A 17,305-nucleotide genomic window follows, 5' to 3' on the forward strand; every position below is an offset into this window, starting at 1 on the left:
CGCGACGAGGTCGGCGCTGAGTGGCTCGATGACTAGGCGTCCGCCCGCCTCGTCCGAGGACTACGACCGCGGATGGGACGACGCGATGCAGCTTGCCGCGGCCGATGTCGACGACATGGCCCGCCTGGCAGACATGTCCGGCAGCTCGCTTATCGAGGCGTCGGACATCCGGATCCTCGCTGAGCGACTCCGCGAGGAAGCCGAACACTCTCCTGGCGATCGGCCGTACGACCCCCGCGACTAGCGGGCCGCGATCGGCAGGGCCGTCGTCTGTTCCCTGACGGCGACGGCCCTGTCTTCCACCGAGGTCCTCTCCCCGACCGACTTCATCGTGCGCTAGACCCTCATCGCGGCACCCTGTGGATAACCGTCAACGCGCATCGTCGGGGCGAGGCAGACTTGGGGTATCGCCAGTCCCCGGCCCGGAGCCACCGCTGGGTGTAGCCGCTGCCCGCACAACGTCGAGGCACGAGGCCCCACCGGCAGGCAGGCCCGGGACTGGCGACTCCATCCTCGCCGCGTGCACACTGAAACCGTGGATGATCCGATACCCGCCGAGCGGGCGGCGCCGGGTGAGTACTTCCTCGCCGCCGAGTCGGTGCATCTCGGCCTGCGGTTCTTCTACCGCGACTCGGTCTATGAGGTAGTCGAGGAGCCGAGTAGGTTGGGCGCCGCCTGGTACGCGAATGTCGAGATCATCGAGGGGGGCAAGCCGGGCGCTCGATTCAAGGCCATGCTCCACACCGGGAAGCGGGTCAAGTGATGAGCCGGGTACCAACCGAAGCGCCTCGGCCGCTAGCTTGACCGCATGAGACTGCTGGCCTGGATTTCAATCTGCTGGGGCCGGTCACTGGACTGGGGCTCGCTGGCCGAGTGGGTGGGCGGCGTGGGTACCGCTGGGGCACTGCTCCTAGGGCTCCGCATCCTTCAGCGGGATCACGCGAGCTCGGAGAAGGCCCAGATCGACCAGGTCGGCTGGTGGTACGGACCGACCGGGCTGCGCTATGGGTGGATCATGACCAACTACAGCACCCTGCCGGCGCACGTGTCGATCGAACCAGCCGACCCTGATCGCCCCATCTCCCAGATGGATTCGTCCAAAGTTGGCACGTTCCCTCCAGAGGCACGTGCGATGTCCCCGGACGGACTGACGGTTCCCCCAGGTGAGACCTTCATGTTCTTCGACTTCCTAGACAAGAACACCGAGGGCGGGAGCAGGGACGCGATCAAGTGGATGGTCGTGATGGACAACGCCGGCCGCAAGTGGGAACACAAGTTCGGCACCGGTTGGGTGCCTGCGTCGAAGCGGGCGCGCAGAGCAGCTGGCCCGAAGGCGACCTGAGCGGTGCACGGCCCGCCGTGCCGGAACGCAAAGAAGGCCCCAGCCGAGAGGCTGGGGCCTTGCTGTGTCATGTGTCCTTCCGTCTGGGTGCATAACGTGTGAATAGCGCACAAGTCCCCCCTCGGACACACTTCTTAACCCCACGCAGGGCGGGAGTTATCGACACTTCCGCTACCTGCAGTCGGTGGTCGTAGGCGATCGCCAGGCCCAGAGCTTCGTACAGCTCGGCCAGATCCTTGCGGTCCGCGTGATCCAGCGCATTGGCCATGTCGCCGAGCTGCGTCACCAGGGCCCGGATGTCGTTTGCAGTCAGTTGGGGCACTGGATCGACAGCCTTCAGTCCAGATTCCGCAGCTCGCTTGTCGGCCGCTGCCGCGTTGTATTGCTCGGTGAGTGTCTCCGGATCCCAGCCCACCTCGATCGCCCGCCGCAGGCGCTCCATCGTCGACTCCGCGGCCGCGATACGGCGCCGGAATGATTTCGCTTGGGTCTCAATCCTGTCGGCCAGTTCGTCGGCGTCGGCCAGCGCCTCGACAGTGCTGTCGACATGGGCCGGGTCGAACAACCGCGCGATCCACGCGTTGATCTTGCCTGTCAGATGGTCCTCACGCAGATAGACGTTCGGCGGATGATCCTGCAGCGCGGGTGACCCAGGAGCGAGGCTTCGGGCCCGGCAGCGGTAGAACGTCGCGTGTGATCGGTGCGAGCCCTCCATCCGTCGCCCGCAGATCGTGCACTGGATCCGTCTACGCAGCACGTAGGTGTGCGACGACGCGACGCGGGTTCTTGTTGCTTGCGCCCGCTCGGACATGCTTGCCCCGGCCCGCGCGGACATCTCGAACTGCACTCGCGTGAAGGCCTCGACCGACACGATCGCCGGATGGGCAGGCTCGCGTGATCGAACGATCTTCGAGAACGGCGATCGCCTGTACCTGACAACGTGTCCCGCCGCGACATCATCCGGGTCGAGCAGTTCCTCGACCTTCTGCCACCTGCCGTAGATCGCATAGCCGGTATACCTCGGATTGCACAGGATCGCTCTGACCGTCGAGCCCTGCCAGCCGTCGCCTGCACGATGCCGGTTCTGATGAGGAGTGTGGGCTGCCGGGCAAGGGATGTGCTCGGCATTCAGCAACTGGGCGATGCCCTTGTGCCCCACTCCCTCGAGGTACAGCGCGAAGATCCGTTCGACGACCGGAGCCGCGACCTCGTCGACGGCGAGGACTCGTAGCCGGTAGCCCTCCTGCGCCTTCCGCGGATTCGGGTGCGGACCTGCGTCGACAACTTGATAGCCGTACGGCGCACGCCCGCCCTGATGCTTGCCGTCGATCAGCACCTGAGCTGCCATCGCGGCTCGAACGCGACGTTGCACGTGCTGACGTTCTGACTTCGACAGGCCGCCCGTGATCGTCATCGCCATGTCGTGCACCGTGTTCTCGGCGTCGAACCGTCCACCGAGGCTCGGGATCCAGAGAGATACGCCGTACCGGTCGAACTTCGGCCACGTCAGGCTGAACTGGTTGCCGAACCAACACCGAGTCGCTTCACCGACAACCAGTCCATCCCACCCGCGATTGGGATTCTTCAAGGCCTGCAACGCGCGACTGGCCTCGTCTCGTCGTTCCCACGGCAACGAACGCGACTGCCCGATGTCGAAGAACTCCTCCACGACCACGCCACCAAGCGGCTCGACGAACCGGGCCGCCTCCCCCAGTTGCCAGGCCTTGGACGTCTTCGGATCCTGGTTGTCCTCGGTCGAGCACCTTCCGTAGAACGCCAGCCGCCCAATGCCGGTGCCCGTCGGGTGGTCGGGCAGCGCCTCGGTGCCCAGCAGATCATCCAGGGTCGCCCACGGATCTACGCTGTCGCCGCTCATGACGCCCTCTCCCCCGGCCGAGACACATCGTCGGTGCCGCGCCTTGCCCGCGCCAGTCGTACAACAATCCGCCGCAGCACCCGAGCGGCCTGCGGATACAGCGCCGGCAGCCTGCCGGGCATCCTCAGCTGAATCTCCGGATCCTCGCCCACGCGGTCTGCATCTGGCTTCTCCATGCCTACTCAACGCATCAGCCACGCAGAGTTCCGCGAGCGAATACGCCGCACAGCCGATCGATTAAGCAACGATTCGCGACGCTGCCCAACGCCTACGGCTTCGCCGTACGTCTCGACTCAACCGGCCGACCGCGATCCTGGGCGCGTTGGCCGGAGCATGGCGGTCAGGATCGGGCCGTCGACGGACGGTTGCTGTGTGCTGATCGGCTCGTAGCCCCAGGATTCGTACAATGCCTTGACTTTCCCATCGCCGTTCAAGGCGTTGACCAACAACGACACCTGCGCCTCGGGACGATTGCGGAGCAACTCGTCATGGATCAGCAGAGCGACCCCCTGGCCCCGCCACGGCTTGCGCAGCATGATCTCCTTCACCGCCACAGTCGATGTTTCGGCGCAGCCATCGGGCAGCGGCGTGGTCATCCGGCGCCACCAACGATCGTCGGACGTGAGACTGTTCGCGTACGCGAACCCAACCGGCTCTGCCGCGTCGTACCCGATGACAACCTCCCACCCTGGATCTGACGCGTGCCGCGCGAGCTGTTCCCCGAATCGCTCGACCGAGTAGTTCGGCAGATGAAGCTGATCCGCACGTACGTCGGCGTACACCTCGATCATCGTGCTCCACACGTCGTCGATCACGGTGGAGTGGCGCAATGCAATACCGTCAGGGGTCACAGAAGCTTCCTCAGTGAGTCGTGTGCGTAGTGATCCCAGGCGGTTGCCGGGTCGCTTGATGGTGCGGCGATCTGCAGTGTGCTGCCGAAGTCTTGGAGCATCGAGTTGATGCGTGGATGCACGCCGGTCGGTTCGATCGGGATCGACATCGCGGTGGCGACCGCTTCCTCCAAATCGCCTTGGCCGAGCTGTGCCTTGGCAAGTCGCGCGGTCGTGATCGATCGAGTACGCCGCATGCTGGGCCGCAGAAGCGCGAGGCTCCGATGAGCGTGGCCCTCGGCCATCTCGTAGTCTCCGAGCGCCAGGTAGCCCGCTAGGGCAAGATTCTCTAACTCTGCTTGGTCGTAGAACGCGGTCAGCCAGAGCGGACGCTCGTCACCGGGTTCAGATCTGACCAAGGCATCCTCGGCATGGACAATGGCCTGACGTACGGCACGGTGATCGCCGGTCTGCCCCAAAATGGCCGCATGTCTTGCGTGGCCGAGCGACGCGAACATCGGATCTCGCCTCGCAACCGGCAGCCGACGCGCGACATCGTTCGCAGCCAACGCGTCGACCGGCCTCGACATGTGACGGTACAGGCTGCCGGCGTGCGACCAGATCCTGAACTGGATCGCCGGATCGCCTGACATCGTGGCCAGGCCCGCCGCGCGATCGAAATGGCGTTGCGCTGTATCGAACCTGCGACCATCGATCGCGGCCCACATCGCACTCGACGTGAACGAGGCCGCGCACCCGTAGAGCGCACTTCGAATGCGCTGACTCGCAGTCCCCCGCGCCTGCAGCGCGAGAGCTTCACCGGCGAGCGCGGACGCTTGCGTCTCGATGGTGAGCTTTCCGCCGTACTGGTGATCGCTCGCAACGATCAACGCGAACTTGGACAACAGCCGCTCGACGTCACCGGCACCGACGCGAGAATGGGCAGCGCGTTGCGTCGACGCCCCAGCAGCGACCATGACTGTCGCCGCGGACGTACCGATGAACCGCCGCCTCGGGACGGGCCCCGGCTCGACCGGAGCGACGAATCCGAGATCCGTGATCGGACAGCCGAAGACTGCGGAGAGTGCATCGCGCTGGCGGTGATGTGGCCAGCGAGTCTTCCCGGTCAACCAGTTCCGCACCGTTCGATCGCTGACGGTGCCTCCGTAGCCAGCGCGCCGAAGGTCGGCGTTGACCGCTTCGGCCAGCTCGGCCTGGGTCAGGCCGACCTCGGCCATCCGCGCCTTCAGGACCTGGTTTCCCTCCACAGCCCAACGATATGTACGGCCAGTCACCAGCCGACAGCGTTCTGCCCGGAAATTTCCGGTTCGCGCCGAGCGACAGGCAGCAACTTCTTCCTTACGTTCCGCAGTCACAGGTCCTTGGATGGAGATCAAGGACCTCGAAGGGGAACTCCAATGGACGTCGATGCACAGCTCGAACACCCGGCCAGAAGCGTGGCGGACCCACGCCGGTTCGTCCTACGGCGCTCCGTCGATGTCAGCGGAGTCAGTGGTACCGGCGACGTTGCGGAAGGAGTCGAGTGGTCGGACGGGACTGTGGCGCTGCGGTGGCGCGGAAAGTGGGCGACCACGGTCGTCTGGGACTACGGCCTCGACGCCCTCCTCGCAGTACACGGCCACAACGGTTCCACCGTCGTCCAGTGGCTCGACGCCGACCGCCCGGCCTGAGCGGCCGTTCAGTTCGATGGCCGAGCAGGAACTCTGGCGGGTGCAGTTGTGGCTGGGCGAGTACTTGATCGAGGAGCACGTCGCCCCGACGGCGCTGGCCCAGCAATACGCGCACGTCATCAACCTTCGGATCCACGGCCTACCGGGCCGACACCTGCGGTGTCAGCGAATCACCGACGTCGCAGCCCAGAAGCCGGCCGGCGCGGGACGAGATAGCGAGTCCGTCCTGGGTCGGCCGTTCCAAACCTTCACCGACATTGGAGAACGACCATGAGCAACGAGATGACCGCAGTCCCCTTCGGCGTCCGTCACCTGGCTTCCGGGCCGGACACCGCGCCGATGGAGCTGCCGATGACCTACAGCGCCAACCTCCAGTTGAACGTGTCCGCGACCGGCAACCCGTACCACGCGATCGCCGCGGCGCTGCCGGAGACGAACACCGAGACGCCGATCCCCGACGGCCAGCGGCCAGGATCGGACACTTCGACCGACAACTACTGACCATGGGCACCGTCCTGGTGCTGACCGGTCGCGATGACCTGACGGCAGACGCCGTAATCGACGAGCTGGCGCGGCGGAGTGCGTCAGTCGTCCGGTACGACACCTCCGACTTCCCGCAGTCTTCGCGCGTAGCTGGGACCCTCGGGGTGAATGGCTGGGAGGGGCACCTGACAGGTGAGCGGTCAGTCGACCTCGGAGCGGTTAGTGCCGTGTGGTGGCGACGGCCAGCCGAGTTCAGCGTTCCGAGCGCCTGGCCGGACGAAGCGCGGGCATTCGCGGTGTCTGAGGCGCGCGTCGGAGTACTCGGCGTACTGGGGTCACTGCCAGTGAGATGGATCAATCACCCGGCCAAGGACTCGGCCGCGAACTACAAGCCGGTTCAGCTTGCTGTGGCAGCCCGCGTAGGACTCGACGTACCGCGGACAGTCATCACATCGGATCCCGATCATGCTCGTGACTTCATCGGCGCCGACGACGTCATCTACAAGGGCCTCAGCGGCGGTGTGCTCACGGCGGAACGTCGTCATCGGTACCTGCCGACCACGGTGCTGCGCGCCGATGAGATCGACGCGAGCCTCGCCGGCACTGCGCATCTGTTTCAGGAACGAGTTCCTAAGCAGTGCGAAGTACGGCTGACTGTGATTGGGCAGCGGATGTTCCCGGTCGCGATCCATGCCGGAAGTGCGGCTGCCAGACTGGACTGGCGAACGGACTATTCGTCCCTCACCTACGGTCGGATCGAGCTTCCGGTGCAAGTGGAGAAGGGTGTCCGGCTGCTCATGGACGAACTGGGTCTGTACTTCGGAGCGCTGGATTTCGCCGTGGCCCCTGACGGCCGATGGGTGTTCTTCGAAGTGAACCCGAACGGTCAATGGCACTGGCTCGCGGTCAAGGCCGGCGTACCGATGATCGAATCAATGGCCGACGCCCTCCAAGGAAAGGACGATTGACTCCGTGACAGACTGGACCGACGCCGCTCGCAAGCTCGCCGACGAGATCACAGCAGCGGCACCGGAGTGGCACGACTCAGTCAGCTCCACACCTCGGCACCAACTGGTGCCGAGGTGGTGGGAGCCGATCCCCGACAGCTACCCATTCGCCTGGGGACTCCGCACGCCCCACCCGGACCAACCATGGGCTGAGATCTACGCCGACGCGACGCTGGTGACCCGTGTGGGCGCACTTCACGCCGACAGGGCCGACCTATCCGACCGTCCAACGGGTCTCCCGACGTCGTCCTCGACACTGCCCGGGTTGATCGTGCGCATGCTGCACCTGCTCAGCCCCGGCGAACAGGACCGGGTGCTCGACGTCGGCACCGGCTCCGGCTACTCCGCCGCCCTCCTCGCCCGTCGCCTCGGCGACAAGCAGGTGACCAGCATCGACGTAGACCCCTACGTCGTCGACGCCGCCCGCGAACGCCTCGCCGCCTTCGGCCGAACACCGCACCTCGAGATCGCCGACGCCACCGGCTCCCTGCCCGACGCCAACTACGACCGCATCATCGCAACCGTCTCCGTCCGTCCTATCCCGCCCGCATGGCTAGACGCACTCCGACCTGGCGGAAAGATCGTCACCACCATCACCGGCACCTCACTCCTCATCAACGCCAAGAGACACCCAGACGGAGTAGTCCGCGGCCGCGTCCAACCAGACCCGGCCACCTTCATGCGCACCCGCCGCGACACCGACTACCCAGCTCGCCTCGACCATGTGTACGACGCCGCCCGCGACCAGCCAGGCACAGAGACCTGCCAACTGAGCGGCCCTCTGCCCGATCTCTGGAACGACTGGGAACTGCGCTGCCTGTACGAGCTCGACAGCCCCGACATCGAGAACCGCTCGGCAACCCGCGAGGACGGCAGCCAACTCCTGTGGCTCCTAGCAGCCGACGGATCCTGGGCCCGCGCCGACAGCGAAGACAAAACCGTCCACCAAAGCGGCCCACGCCGCCTGTGGGACGACCTAGAGCGCGTCCAAGCCAAATGGGCGGCCGCCGGCCACTTCCCTCTCCACACCATGACCGTCGAGCTCGGCACCGACCGGAACACCCTCACCAGCCCCGACAGCAACTGGACACTCGACCTCTGACCATCTCCGCCGCCGACCGGTGCCTTGCCGCCTTGAACGAAGCCGCTGACAACGAGTGGGACGAGGTGAAGAGCGCAAGGCTCGCAGCGGTGCGGAGGCAATAGCCAGCCTGGGCCGAGACGCTCTCGCCGATGTCACCTCGCAGGTCATCGCGAAGACGATGGCTGATTGTCAGATCACCGACTAGCCCCACAGCTCGTCCGGTGCAGACGGACCCAGCCCCTTCTGTGCTCGACGCTGCGAACACGTTGGCCTTGCCGAGGCCGGGCCGGCTACGCGAGCCGCTGTTCCGCGCGATGCACCATCCGCAGAAGGAGATCGGCCAATTGAACTGCCTCGGCCGCCTCAACCGGATCATCAAACTGGACAGTCCTGTGGCTGGCGGGATTCTTAAAGGCGCCGATTGCGCCGGCGAACAGATCGGCGGTGGCCTGTTGCTCGCCCGGTTCCGCGCCCGGGTCCCGCAAGACACCGTCCTTTGGGCTGAAGGCCTTCCGCATCAGCGCGACGCCGATGAGATCGTTCGACAGCTCAGCTACTCGCCGTACTTCGACCTCCACGGCCTTCATCGCTGCGAAGGAGGCGGTCTCGTAGTCACCCAGACCGAAGTTGGCGCGGGCTGATGAGAGGAGGGGATCGAGGTTCCCCGCAAGGCGATCGGCCGCCCAGACCTTCGTGACGGCGCTCGGGTCGTCGGCGATCTCGCGGCCCAGCTCGGTCACCTGCTGCCATTCCGACAGGGTGTTCATGGCGTGCGGGCCAACCAAGGCGTGGGCTTGCAGCCAGGCCCAGGCGTCGGCGATTCGCGCCATGAGTTGAGCGCCGTCTTGTCCCCCACCGACCGCTTGCTGCATCCCGCGCAGCGTGTTGTTGGGATTGATCTGCGCGCTGCCGTTCGCCAGCACCTTCAACAGGCGCAGAGCAAGCTCAGGCAAGGGAAGATTCCGGATGTCCTCAATCGGCACAACGGTTTGGAAGGCCATCGACCGATCGTAGGGCAACCCCGCGACCGCACCTCGTTCAGCCCGGCGCCGTAAGTAGCTCAACTCGCAAGACCAACTCCGGCCGTTCCCCGCGGCGACCTAGACGGCCCACCCCGCGGGTGGCGAGCGCCGACCGGCTTCCGTTGATAACGGCTGTCGAACAGTTCGCTTCGCACTAAGCAGAGGAGTCGGGAGGCCAGGCGCTGCGTGATGGGACCGGTCCCCAGCGGATCTCCTGAGGGGAAATCCGAGCTTCATGTAGTGCGTCGTCCACGTCGGTGAATGCCGAGTCTCGAAAAGACACGAACTCGCCGGAAAACGTCGCCCCATCGAACGACGTGTGCTTGCCGGAGAATCTTGCGTCATCGAACCAGGCATAGTCGCCGACGAACTCCGCCCCGGCGAACGACGTGCTGTCGCCGGAGAACCTCGCCCCGGCGAACCATGTTTGCTCGCTGGAGAATACGGCTCCGTCGAACATGGTGTCCTCGCCGAAGAACTCCGCCCCTTCGAACACGGTGTCCTCGCTGGAGAACGTCGCCCCATCGAACCACGTGCGGCCACTGGAAAAAGTCGCCCCGGCGAACCACGTGCGGTCGCCGGAGAATGCCACCCCCGTGAACAGTGTGTAGTCACCGGAGAACCTCGCCCCGTCGAACCACGTCCGTTCACCAGAGAACGTCGCCCCGGAGAAGGAGGCGTTGACGAGCGTGGCACCGGTGAAGTCGAACGTCAGGTCGCTCCAGCTCTGTTCGGCGTAGGCCCGAAGGTGCTGGCGGATCGTGTCCACAATGGCTTGGCGGACCTGGATCTCGCCGGTTTGGTGGGTGGTGGTTTCAGTGCGTTGGATGGTGCCGCCGGCGTAGTGACGCTGTTCGACTACTAGTTCTGGGTGGCCTAATGGAGGTTCTCCGGTGTAAGGGAGGCGGAGGTACCCACAGAGGACATCGACGCACTGCTGCCGTCGGGTGGACCACTCATCGGCCAGGGCAGCCATGGCGTATACACCGGCTAGCCGCACAGCGGGCCGGTCGCCACCGAGTTGGGCGGCGGCGGCTCCGAATCGCTCAGTGAACAGCCGGATCTGGTCGCGTTTGCCGACATCGTCGCGTTCAAGGTGCTGCTGACGGCGATAGTTGACAACCAGGGCGATCGCGGCACCACCGGCGGCGACCACCCCCAGAGCAAGCTTCAGCACATCAGACTGGGAAGCTTGATCGCCGTACAGCTGCCACGGCCACCTCCGTGCCAGGAGCCCAGAGATGACCATCCAAGCCGCGACGGCGCCGAAGAAGAGTCCCACGGCGGTCCGCACCGTGGCACGGGACAACCCGCCGGCATCGGCGGTCTCGCGATCCGGCACCCCAGGTCGACGGATTCCGTCTCGTCGTCCACCGGCCAGGACCACCGACCCATGTTGCAGACCCCACTGCGCATCCTGCTGCGTCATACCGCACCCCACTGCCGTCATCGAGGATCAGTAGTAGATCGGACGTAGCGCGGCCAGGGAAGGATCCGGCCTGCGAACCCGGACGTTGATATCCGCCGTCAGCAGTCCTCGAACTGTCTGCGCCTGCGCGACACCGCCAAGGCCGACGCTATGCGCTCATGGGCTTCACCTGCTGGATGGGCTTCACGATATTCAAGTCGCGGCGCACGGCGTTCACGAACACAAACCGAGCATCAACGAAGAGCTCCTCGTTCGCGTCGTCGTCTCGAACACCGTCTAGCCACTTGAACGCTGACTCAACGATGTCATTTGTCGCGACAATCAACAGGCGATCGAGAGCCTGCTGCACGTTGACGTGAGCTGCAAGATGTCTCTGGTGAGCTTTGACCCTCTCCTCGAGCACCGTGGCAGACGGATCGGCCTGAGATTCCGCCTTCGCATCGGCCTCCTGCATCGCATCATGCAGTTCCTGTTGCTGCTGACCGCGCTAGTCGGATACCGCGACACCCTTCTGCGCGTCGCCCACTCCAAATCCTGCGCGAGGTAGCTGACGATCCCCTACGCCGCCGATGCGGCGCCAAATGGCCTTTAAGTGAAGACTCAACCACTCGGCAGACTCTCCAGGAGCCGAACGCACCGCGACTGCATCGAAACGACGACTTCGAAGCTGGCACACATCTGGCACCCGAGGAGTTTCACCAATCTGCAACGAGTATTCCGACACTTCCGCGGGCCTGACGTTGAGCTTTTATGGACGATCTACCACCCCCGTTCGGACACGATCTAGACCGCCCGCCAACAGGTCTGCGGGCACCGCGCCGACACCTACACGGCGGCCAGATCCGATGAACGCTTCTGCTCAGATCGCTGCCGACTCTGCAACTGGCGAAGCCGGAAACAGGTCCGCTCCGCACAAGCAATCCAAGCCGAACACGTCACCGCTCCCCTCGCAGAAGTCGACCGATTGCAACACCACGTCACCGAACTTCAGCGCGCCAACACCGCCCTCCGCGAGGCCCTAAGGCTCGCTCAGACCCTCAGGTTGTCCACTCGCAAACTCGTACCGCCGATGGGACCTGAGGTAGATGGGGCACGAGTCAGCCCACGAGTCGCGTCGGACGGAGCCCTCGGCGATCCGACACCAGACCGCTTTCATCACCTCACCCGTCGGCCTTCGTTGGCACGAATAACAGCGGCAAGACATGCGCGATGCATATCTTCCTGCTCTTCACCGCCTCGGCGCCGCGCTCACCATGCACGACTTCAGCGCCGGTTGCTGGAATGTCCGGGTCGATGCCTTTCGGTGGCGCAATGGCACCTGTCGGACACTGAACAGTGTGGTGGTGACGAGGACATCACAAAGACCCCCACCGGGGACCGCCACCGACACGGGCAGTCCCGCCACGTCGCCCTACTCGGTGTCGAGGAAGTAGCTGGAGTTCATCTCCGGATCCGGAGCGAAGGGCGTCCAACTGACGTGGGTGATGTATCCGAGCGACCCCTCGTTCGGATCGTGGGGATGCGAGTCCGGTCGAGCTCGGTGATCCTCGAGTCGTGTCCGAGCCGCATTGATCCGCTCGCATTGTTCGACCGTGAGGTAGAACGCCAGAGACTCGAGATGCGCCCAGTAGCGGAAGAAGATCTCGTAGTCAGGTTCATCGGTCAGTGACTCCTCCAGTTGGCGCACGACTTCCTCAACAGAGTCACGGGCAACCTGCCTACGAAGATCCGGTAGCAGATTGATCATGCCGTCCTCGCTGACAATGATGATGAGGCACCGACCACTCTGAGTGTCGTGATACCGCACAGCCGAGTTGAACCGCGCACCTCGGCTCGAGTCACCCTTTCCGGTCGCATGCCCATCAAGGATGACGCCAACGGCATGACAGGTTCCGGTCGGATCGACAAGGACGGCGCCATCGATGCTCGTAACGGCCGACAGCACCTTCGAATCGAGAAGTTTTGGTCTTATCCGCTGCGCTTGCGGGATCAGACGCGCAGCCTCGTCGCCGGCATTCCGGTGGACAACGAGCATGGTCCCGTGCGACGCCGCAGATGCCGATTCGGCCAGGTCCCACAGGACATCCGCCTCGCTCTCGCCAATCTCGGAGAACAGCCGGCGCGCCACCGATTTGAGGTGTTGGGCATCCAACCGCGGCTGCGGCAAAGACGGCCGCGTATTCGACACTCGAAGGAGTGGCACTTGATCATGACTCAGCTCCCAGACACCCCGAGCGACCACGTTGAACACGAACGCGTTCTCCTCCGCACGCTCGTAGGTGTCACGCAGACGAGCCAGCCCCACGATCTTCTCGCCGTCGCACAAGAGGTGGTGTTCTGGATCGGCCATCTCGAGCGACTTACGCACCAAGCGGGTCTCTGAAACCCGGATCGATTCCACGAACTCCATGACAGATTCCACGTGAGGGTTCGCCTCGGCTGCCAATAGCAACCCACCCGCCCCGGACCGGCCCTCGTACGGCTGCGTAGAGATCTCATCGAGCGCCACAACCAACTCGGACTCGAATTCATACCCACTGAATAGCGACACCGACTGGACGAATGCGCGGGCCGCCTTCCGAATGAGCTCAGATCGGTCAGACCATTGGATCGAGAAGTCCTCCGGCGGAGTGCTACGGCTGAGGTCAGTCGTAGCTGCGCTGAGCAGCTCCCGCATCAACGAATGCTGGAAGGACGGGACCACTGAGTACCGGTCGATCCGCTCCTTGCTCAAAGTCGGCTTCGACTCCCATCGTGCCCTTGGGACAGCAATAACCGGATGGACTTCGTAACTGCCATCGACCACCGCGGACGAACCCACGAAGAACGTCAGCCCAACTCCCTCCGGAGAACCAGCCAGCGCATCCCTGACAGCTTCCGCACGGAACGAGTCCAGGAGACCACGATGACGTCGCTCATGGAGGCGGCGGCTGCTGTAGATCATCTGCGACTCGTCGCTCTCGTCGTATCGCCGCTGAGCATCCGCGACTACCGACGACAGATCCACTGCGGCCAGCGAGTCGTCCTCAGGCTCAAAGCACACGGGGAATTGCCGGTCGGACTCATCGCGAAACCAGCGAGGAACGCCCTGGCACCGAGGCCGAAGCCGATCTGACCGAACACAGAACGCGCTACGCGCTCGATGCCATTGCGGAAGTGCGGCTGATATCCCCACATGAACTGCTCAATCGTCATTTTCACAAGCCAATCGTTCGCACTCCGGGCGCGTTGGGTCAACTAACGGATTAGCAACTGGTCACAGAGCCCGTCGACTCCGGCCGACGAAACGCACACCGCGAGTGGGCGGCGGGGTAGATCGGTGATGGTCACGGCGTGGCGACTAACCGCTCTCGGGGGCCTGACGCGATTTTGGGGAGCACCGCTGGATGTGTTGGACGAAGGGCAGGTTCGCGGGCTGCTCCACAGTGGCGCGGCGCAGGGTGCGGATCTGGACTTCCAGAGTGCGCTTACAGGACCTCGGATGGTGATGGTCGGCAGTTGGCCACCGTCGTGGCTGCGATGGCGAAGACAGTTCCGGCACCCCTCCCCGAATCCGCTATGGAATCCGACTCACAAGATCTTCGCCGATCTCAAGGCGTGTGACTAAGGCGCGTGTTGCTCCCCCTCTCGCTCACCCGCACCGACCCAAGACGGCTGCACCGAGGCTGCAGCCGTCTTCAGCGCCACGGCGTGTCCGCTCGACTGGACAACCCCGTCAGGGAGGAGACTTCGATCGACGGATGGAGGCGATGCATGACTGTCCGACGGATCGCAGGGGCACTGATTCTGTCGTGGTGCACATACCGCCTACTCACCGTGCTTGCGACACAGCCCAGCATGCGCACATCCCTTGACGCTGTCCTTTCCCGATGGTGGCCCCTCGGCATCGTCTTGATCGCGCTGCTGACTGCAGGGCGTGCCCTGAACCCCACCAGCGCACTCCGAGGACCGGCCTTCCTTGCCCTTATCGGGTTGGCAGCCCTCACCGTGACCACGGGAGCCCTCAAGAGCACATCGTGGATGGACGTGCTGATACCTATGGTTCTGGTGCCGGTGGGCTGGCTCCTGGTCTCCCAAGGCAACCCGAACGCCGTTCTCAGCCTGACCAGCGATTGGCCGAAAATCGCGGCCGTAGGCGAAGTGAAACGCGTCGGCGTGAGTTCCAAGTTCCTCACCCACGGCCGGGTCACATCTGTGCTCGGAGCCGTGGTAGTGGATCTACGACCGAGCCAGACTCTGCAGAGGCCTGGCTCAGCCTGGCACGACCTTCAAGTAGGCCATGGCGCAATCCTTGATCTCAACGCTATCGGCGGGACCATCGACCTCGTCGTCCCGTCGACCTGGCACATCGACATCACCAGTTCGTCGGCTGGGGCTCGGGTCGACAATCGCGTGCGGACTATCGACCCTGCGCTTCTGAGCGGTCAACTTCGGATCGCTGCGTTGACCGTGGCGGGCCGCGTCACTGTTCGTTCCAGCTGAGCGACCAGCACTACTTGGGTGCGTACCGAACGCTCCTCGTACTGTCGCCCGTCTGCATAGCCTCGAGCGCTACGTGTGCCCGTCGGGCGGCCGCCGTGTCGGTCGGACGCAACACGCCGGTCTCGTCTAGCAACCGAAGGTGGTAGACGTTGAACGCAGCCGACACCAGAGCGCCGTAGTTCACGGCAGCGACCAATGCGGCGCGGTACGAGGCTACTGACATGACTGCCAATCCAAGCGGTAACAACAGCCACCACCCGTGAGCCACCAGCAGCCCCGCACTCACAACGGAACCAACTGCGAAAACGAAACAGAACCGGACAGCGGCATCCAATTGGTCACGCGCTTGCCCGAGGGGTACCAGCGCGCTTGCAGGTAGAGCCAGATACAGCCGCGGGAATGACCGGACCGCATCCATTCCATATCCCGCAGCGCCCCGTCGCTCCATCGCGCGGAGCCGATTGCCGAGAGCCATCGGAAGAACGTCGGCCTCATCCTTCGGCCATTGCGCCAGGACCCCTCTGGCCGCGGTGACTTGAGGTGCATTGAGCTCGCTCGCGGCCGCATGGTGGAGTGCGCGATGACGGCGTCTTTGCAGCCACAACGCTCGTTGCCCAATCTCGTTGAAAAGGCGCGACGCCGGCCAATAGCCCTCGAGGGCGCGAATCAGGGACATCTCGAACGGCTGCAGAGCTATAGACCAGATCGTGATCGCGACTGACAGGGCGGCAAGCCACCCTGGGCCCAACGCGCGTCCGTTCGCCAGGAACCTGTCCGGCGAGGGCGCGGATTGAGGCGTCCCGGCCAGCAGTAAAGTCGCAATCAGCAGCGCCAGCGCAGCGGTGGGGACGATATTGACGAGCTTCAACCGTGGCGAGAGGTCGGACGGCCCGACTCCTGCTGCACTGCTGAGGCTGCTCATACCAACGCTCGCTCGTCCCGGTGCCCATCACAGGCAAGCAGCACCATCGCGGCGCCGCTGACCTGGTCACTCGTCAGCTTTCGACGCACCGTCTCCCGGCACGCCGGCTCACCTCGACACTCGTCAAGCGCGACATCGCCCCGACTGGCGCGCCGCAACCGCCCGTGTGCGGAGCTCCTGCAGGTTCCCGGCTCCGCATCACTGCCGCGCCGAATGAATCCACACTTCCTGCAAATGAAGAGTCTCCGGCTATCCCCCGCCCCGGGTAGCTGAAACTCGGATTGCACGGCAATGACTCGCATCCACACCACGGCAAGCGACAGGAACGAACGGACCACGCCCTGGATTCTCATTGTTTCCCCACAAACTCTCCTGGAAGGAAGTGGAGCACTCAGCAGATCTCAGGTCAACCGGACAAGGCATCGACCTGTTGGTGGGAAGAATGCATGTCATTGGGCTACACCTGCACGTGTGACAGGTGCCGTGCCGCCGCACGACGCCGTCGGGGTCGTAGTCCGGGGCCCCACATCAGACGGCCCAGCGCGCAGCCTGTCAGGTCGACAGGGTAGCCGGGCGATTGGCACAGCCGCTCGTTGCGTAGGTAGACCCGCGGCTTCCGCGCGATCGCGCCCGCGGCAGGTCCATCCGAGTATCGACGAGTTCGGCGCCGGCGATGTAGTTCTTACTGAGTGAGTTGGCAAAGCGTGAGTCGCTGAGCGAGCGTGCCGCCCATCGATTGACCGATCACATTGGCCGAGGCGAGGTCGAGCGCATCCGGGAGCGCGGATGTCGGCGGACAGGTCGGCGAGACGACAGGCGCGCTCCGGGAACTCTGCGAGCAGCCGACGTCGCGGCCACGTGCACGAGTGCTGATATCCGATCGACAGGGTACGAAAAGTGATCCGTGGAACCAATTCCTTGTCGCGGCACAGAGGTCAACACGCCAGGCGTAGCAGAGAGTGAGCGAGACAGCTATCGTCGCCTTCAGTGTCAGGGTGATGTTGCCGCTCACGCGGTGGTTGGATCCTGAGCACCCGCTGTCTGGCTCTTATCGTCGGTGTCGCCTTCGGGCTGACGGGCATGCGTTTTGCCGGCAGCGGGTGTGAAGGAGCCGGCCGGCGTGACTTGATAGGAGCG

At 64.4% G+C, this 17,305-nt stretch carries 17 protein-coding genes and 1 pseudogene; 9 read left to right on the top strand and 9 right to left on the bottom strand.

Translation table 11 applies throughout. The features are described 5' to 3' along the window. Positions 1-28: 28 nt before the first annotated feature. The 3 genes from E0H50_RS37850 to E0H50_RS37860 all read left to right on the top strand — a co-directional run bounded on the left by E0H50_RS37850 (position 29) and on the right by E0H50_RS37860 (position 1,342). Positions 29-244 carry a hypothetical protein gene (locus E0H50_RS37850; RefSeq protein WP_131295956.1) on the top strand — a complete coding sequence of 72 codons (216 nt, stop codon included), beginning with the start codon at positions 29-31 and terminating at the stop codon, positions 242-244. Between the two features lie 291 nt (positions 245-535). Continuing rightward, positions 536-763, top strand: a complete 228-nt coding sequence (locus tag E0H50_RS37855) for a hypothetical protein (protein ID WP_131295958.1) — start codon at positions 536-538, stop codon at positions 761-763. Positions 764-808: 45 nt separating this feature from the next. Continuing rightward, entirely contained in the window at positions 809-1,342 is a 534-nt protein-coding gene (locus E0H50_RS37860) for a hypothetical protein (RefSeq protein WP_131295960.1), read from the top strand. Positions 1,343-1,409: 67 nt separating this feature from the next. Here E0H50_RS37860 and E0H50_RS37865 read toward each other — a convergent pair whose 3' ends face one another. The 3 genes from E0H50_RS37865 to E0H50_RS37875 form a co-directional block, all read right to left on the bottom strand. Continuing rightward, positions 1,410-3,218, bottom strand: a complete 1,809-nt coding sequence (locus E0H50_RS37865) for a recombinase family protein (RefSeq protein WP_131295961.1) — start codon at positions 3,216-3,218, stop codon at positions 1,410-1,412. 293 nt (positions 3,219-3,511) lie between these two features. Further along, positions 3,512-4,069 carry a GNAT family N-acetyltransferase gene (locus E0H50_RS37870; protein ID WP_131295962.1) on the bottom strand — a complete coding sequence of 186 codons (558 nt, stop codon included), beginning with the start codon at positions 4,067-4,069 and terminating at the stop codon, positions 3,512-3,514. Next, complete coding sequence (locus E0H50_RS37875; RefSeq protein WP_131295963.1) at positions 4,066-5,286, bottom strand: helix-turn-helix transcriptional regulator; 1,221 nt, start codon at positions 5,284-5,286, stop codon at positions 4,066-4,068. Before E0H50_RS37875 ends, E0H50_RS37870 begins: the two co-directional genes overlap by 4 nt. A 180-nt stretch (positions 5,287-5,466) precedes the next feature. Here E0H50_RS37875 and E0H50_RS37880 point away from each other — a divergent pair, with 180 nt between their 5' ends. The 5 genes from E0H50_RS37880 to E0H50_RS37900 are packed head-to-tail and all read left to right on the top strand — an operon-like array spanning position 5,467 to position 8,331. After that, positions 5,467-5,739, top strand: coding sequence for a hypothetical protein (locus E0H50_RS37880; protein WP_202868517.1), 273 nt, complete (start codon positions 5,467-5,469; stop codon positions 5,737-5,739). Between the two features lie 16 nt (positions 5,740-5,755). After that, entirely contained in the window at positions 5,756-6,013 is a 258-nt protein-coding gene (locus tag E0H50_RS37885; RefSeq protein ID WP_131295964.1) for a hypothetical protein, read from the top strand. Next, a complete protein-coding gene (gene tgmA, locus E0H50_RS37890) occupies positions 6,010-6,240 on the top strand; it encodes a putative ATP-grasp-modified RiPP (protein WP_131295965.1) in 231 nt (76 codons plus the stop codon). Before E0H50_RS37885 ends, tgmA begins: the two co-directional genes overlap by 4 nt. A gap of 2 nt (positions 6,241-6,242) precedes the next feature. Continuing rightward, positions 6,243-7,190 (top strand): ATP-grasp ribosomal peptide maturase, encoded by a 948-nt coding sequence (gene tgmB / locus E0H50_RS37895; RefSeq protein WP_131295966.1) that lies wholly within the window; start codon positions 6,243-6,245, stop codon positions 7,188-7,190. A gap of 4 nt (positions 7,191-7,194) precedes the next feature. Beyond that, positions 7,195-8,331 (top strand): methyltransferase domain-containing protein, encoded by a 1,137-nt coding sequence (locus tag E0H50_RS37900; RefSeq protein WP_131295967.1) that lies wholly within the window; start codon positions 7,195-7,197, stop codon positions 8,329-8,331. A gap of 272 nt (positions 8,332-8,603) precedes the next feature. Here E0H50_RS37900 and E0H50_RS37905 read toward each other — a convergent pair whose 3' ends face one another. From E0H50_RS37905 to E0H50_RS44615, 5 genes and pseudogenes are all read right to left on the bottom strand, one after another. Beyond that, positions 8,604-9,314 (bottom strand): TIGR02391 family protein, encoded by a 711-nt coding sequence (locus E0H50_RS37905; protein WP_131295968.1) that lies wholly within the window; start codon positions 9,312-9,314, stop codon positions 8,604-8,606. Between the two features lie 175 nt (positions 9,315-9,489). Continuing rightward, entirely contained in the window at positions 9,490-10,764 is a 1,275-nt protein-coding gene (locus E0H50_RS37910) for a pentapeptide repeat-containing protein (RefSeq protein ID WP_131295969.1), read from the bottom strand. 148 nt (positions 10,765-10,912) lie between these two features. Further along, positions 10,913-11,218, bottom strand: coding sequence for a hypothetical protein (locus E0H50_RS37915; protein ID WP_131295970.1), 306 nt, complete (start codon positions 11,216-11,218; stop codon positions 10,913-10,915). A 957-nt stretch (positions 11,219-12,175) separates the two neighbouring features. Then, the gene (locus E0H50_RS44610) at positions 12,176-13,315 is read right to left on the bottom strand and encodes a diadenylate cyclase (RefSeq protein WP_420323272.1); all 1,140 of its coding nucleotides are present in this window, start codon (positions 13,313-13,315) and stop codon (positions 12,176-12,178) included. A gap of 66 nt (positions 13,316-13,381) precedes the next feature. Continuing rightward, positions 13,382-13,959 (bottom strand): annotated as a pseudogene (locus E0H50_RS44615) (hypothetical protein); the annotation flags it as partial. Between the two features lie 558 nt (positions 13,960-14,517). On the opposite strand from E0H50_RS44615, the gene E0H50_RS37925 reads away from it, so the two are divergent. Then, positions 14,518-15,246 (top strand): hypothetical protein, encoded by a 729-nt coding sequence (locus E0H50_RS37925; RefSeq protein WP_131295972.1) that lies wholly within the window; start codon positions 14,518-14,520, stop codon positions 15,244-15,246. Positions 15,247-15,256: 10 nt separating this feature from the next. Here E0H50_RS37925 and E0H50_RS37930 read toward each other — a convergent pair whose 3' ends face one another. Further along, complete coding sequence (locus tag E0H50_RS37930) at positions 15,257-16,168, bottom strand: hypothetical protein (protein ID WP_131295973.1); 912 nt, start codon at positions 16,166-16,168, stop codon at positions 15,257-15,259. Positions 16,169-17,305 lie beyond the last annotated feature (1,137 nt).

The organism is Kribbella sindirgiensis, from assembly GCF_004331435.1.
Classification (GTDB): domain Bacteria; phylum Actinomycetota; class Actinomycetes; order Propionibacteriales; family Kribbellaceae; genus Kribbella; species Kribbella sindirgiensis.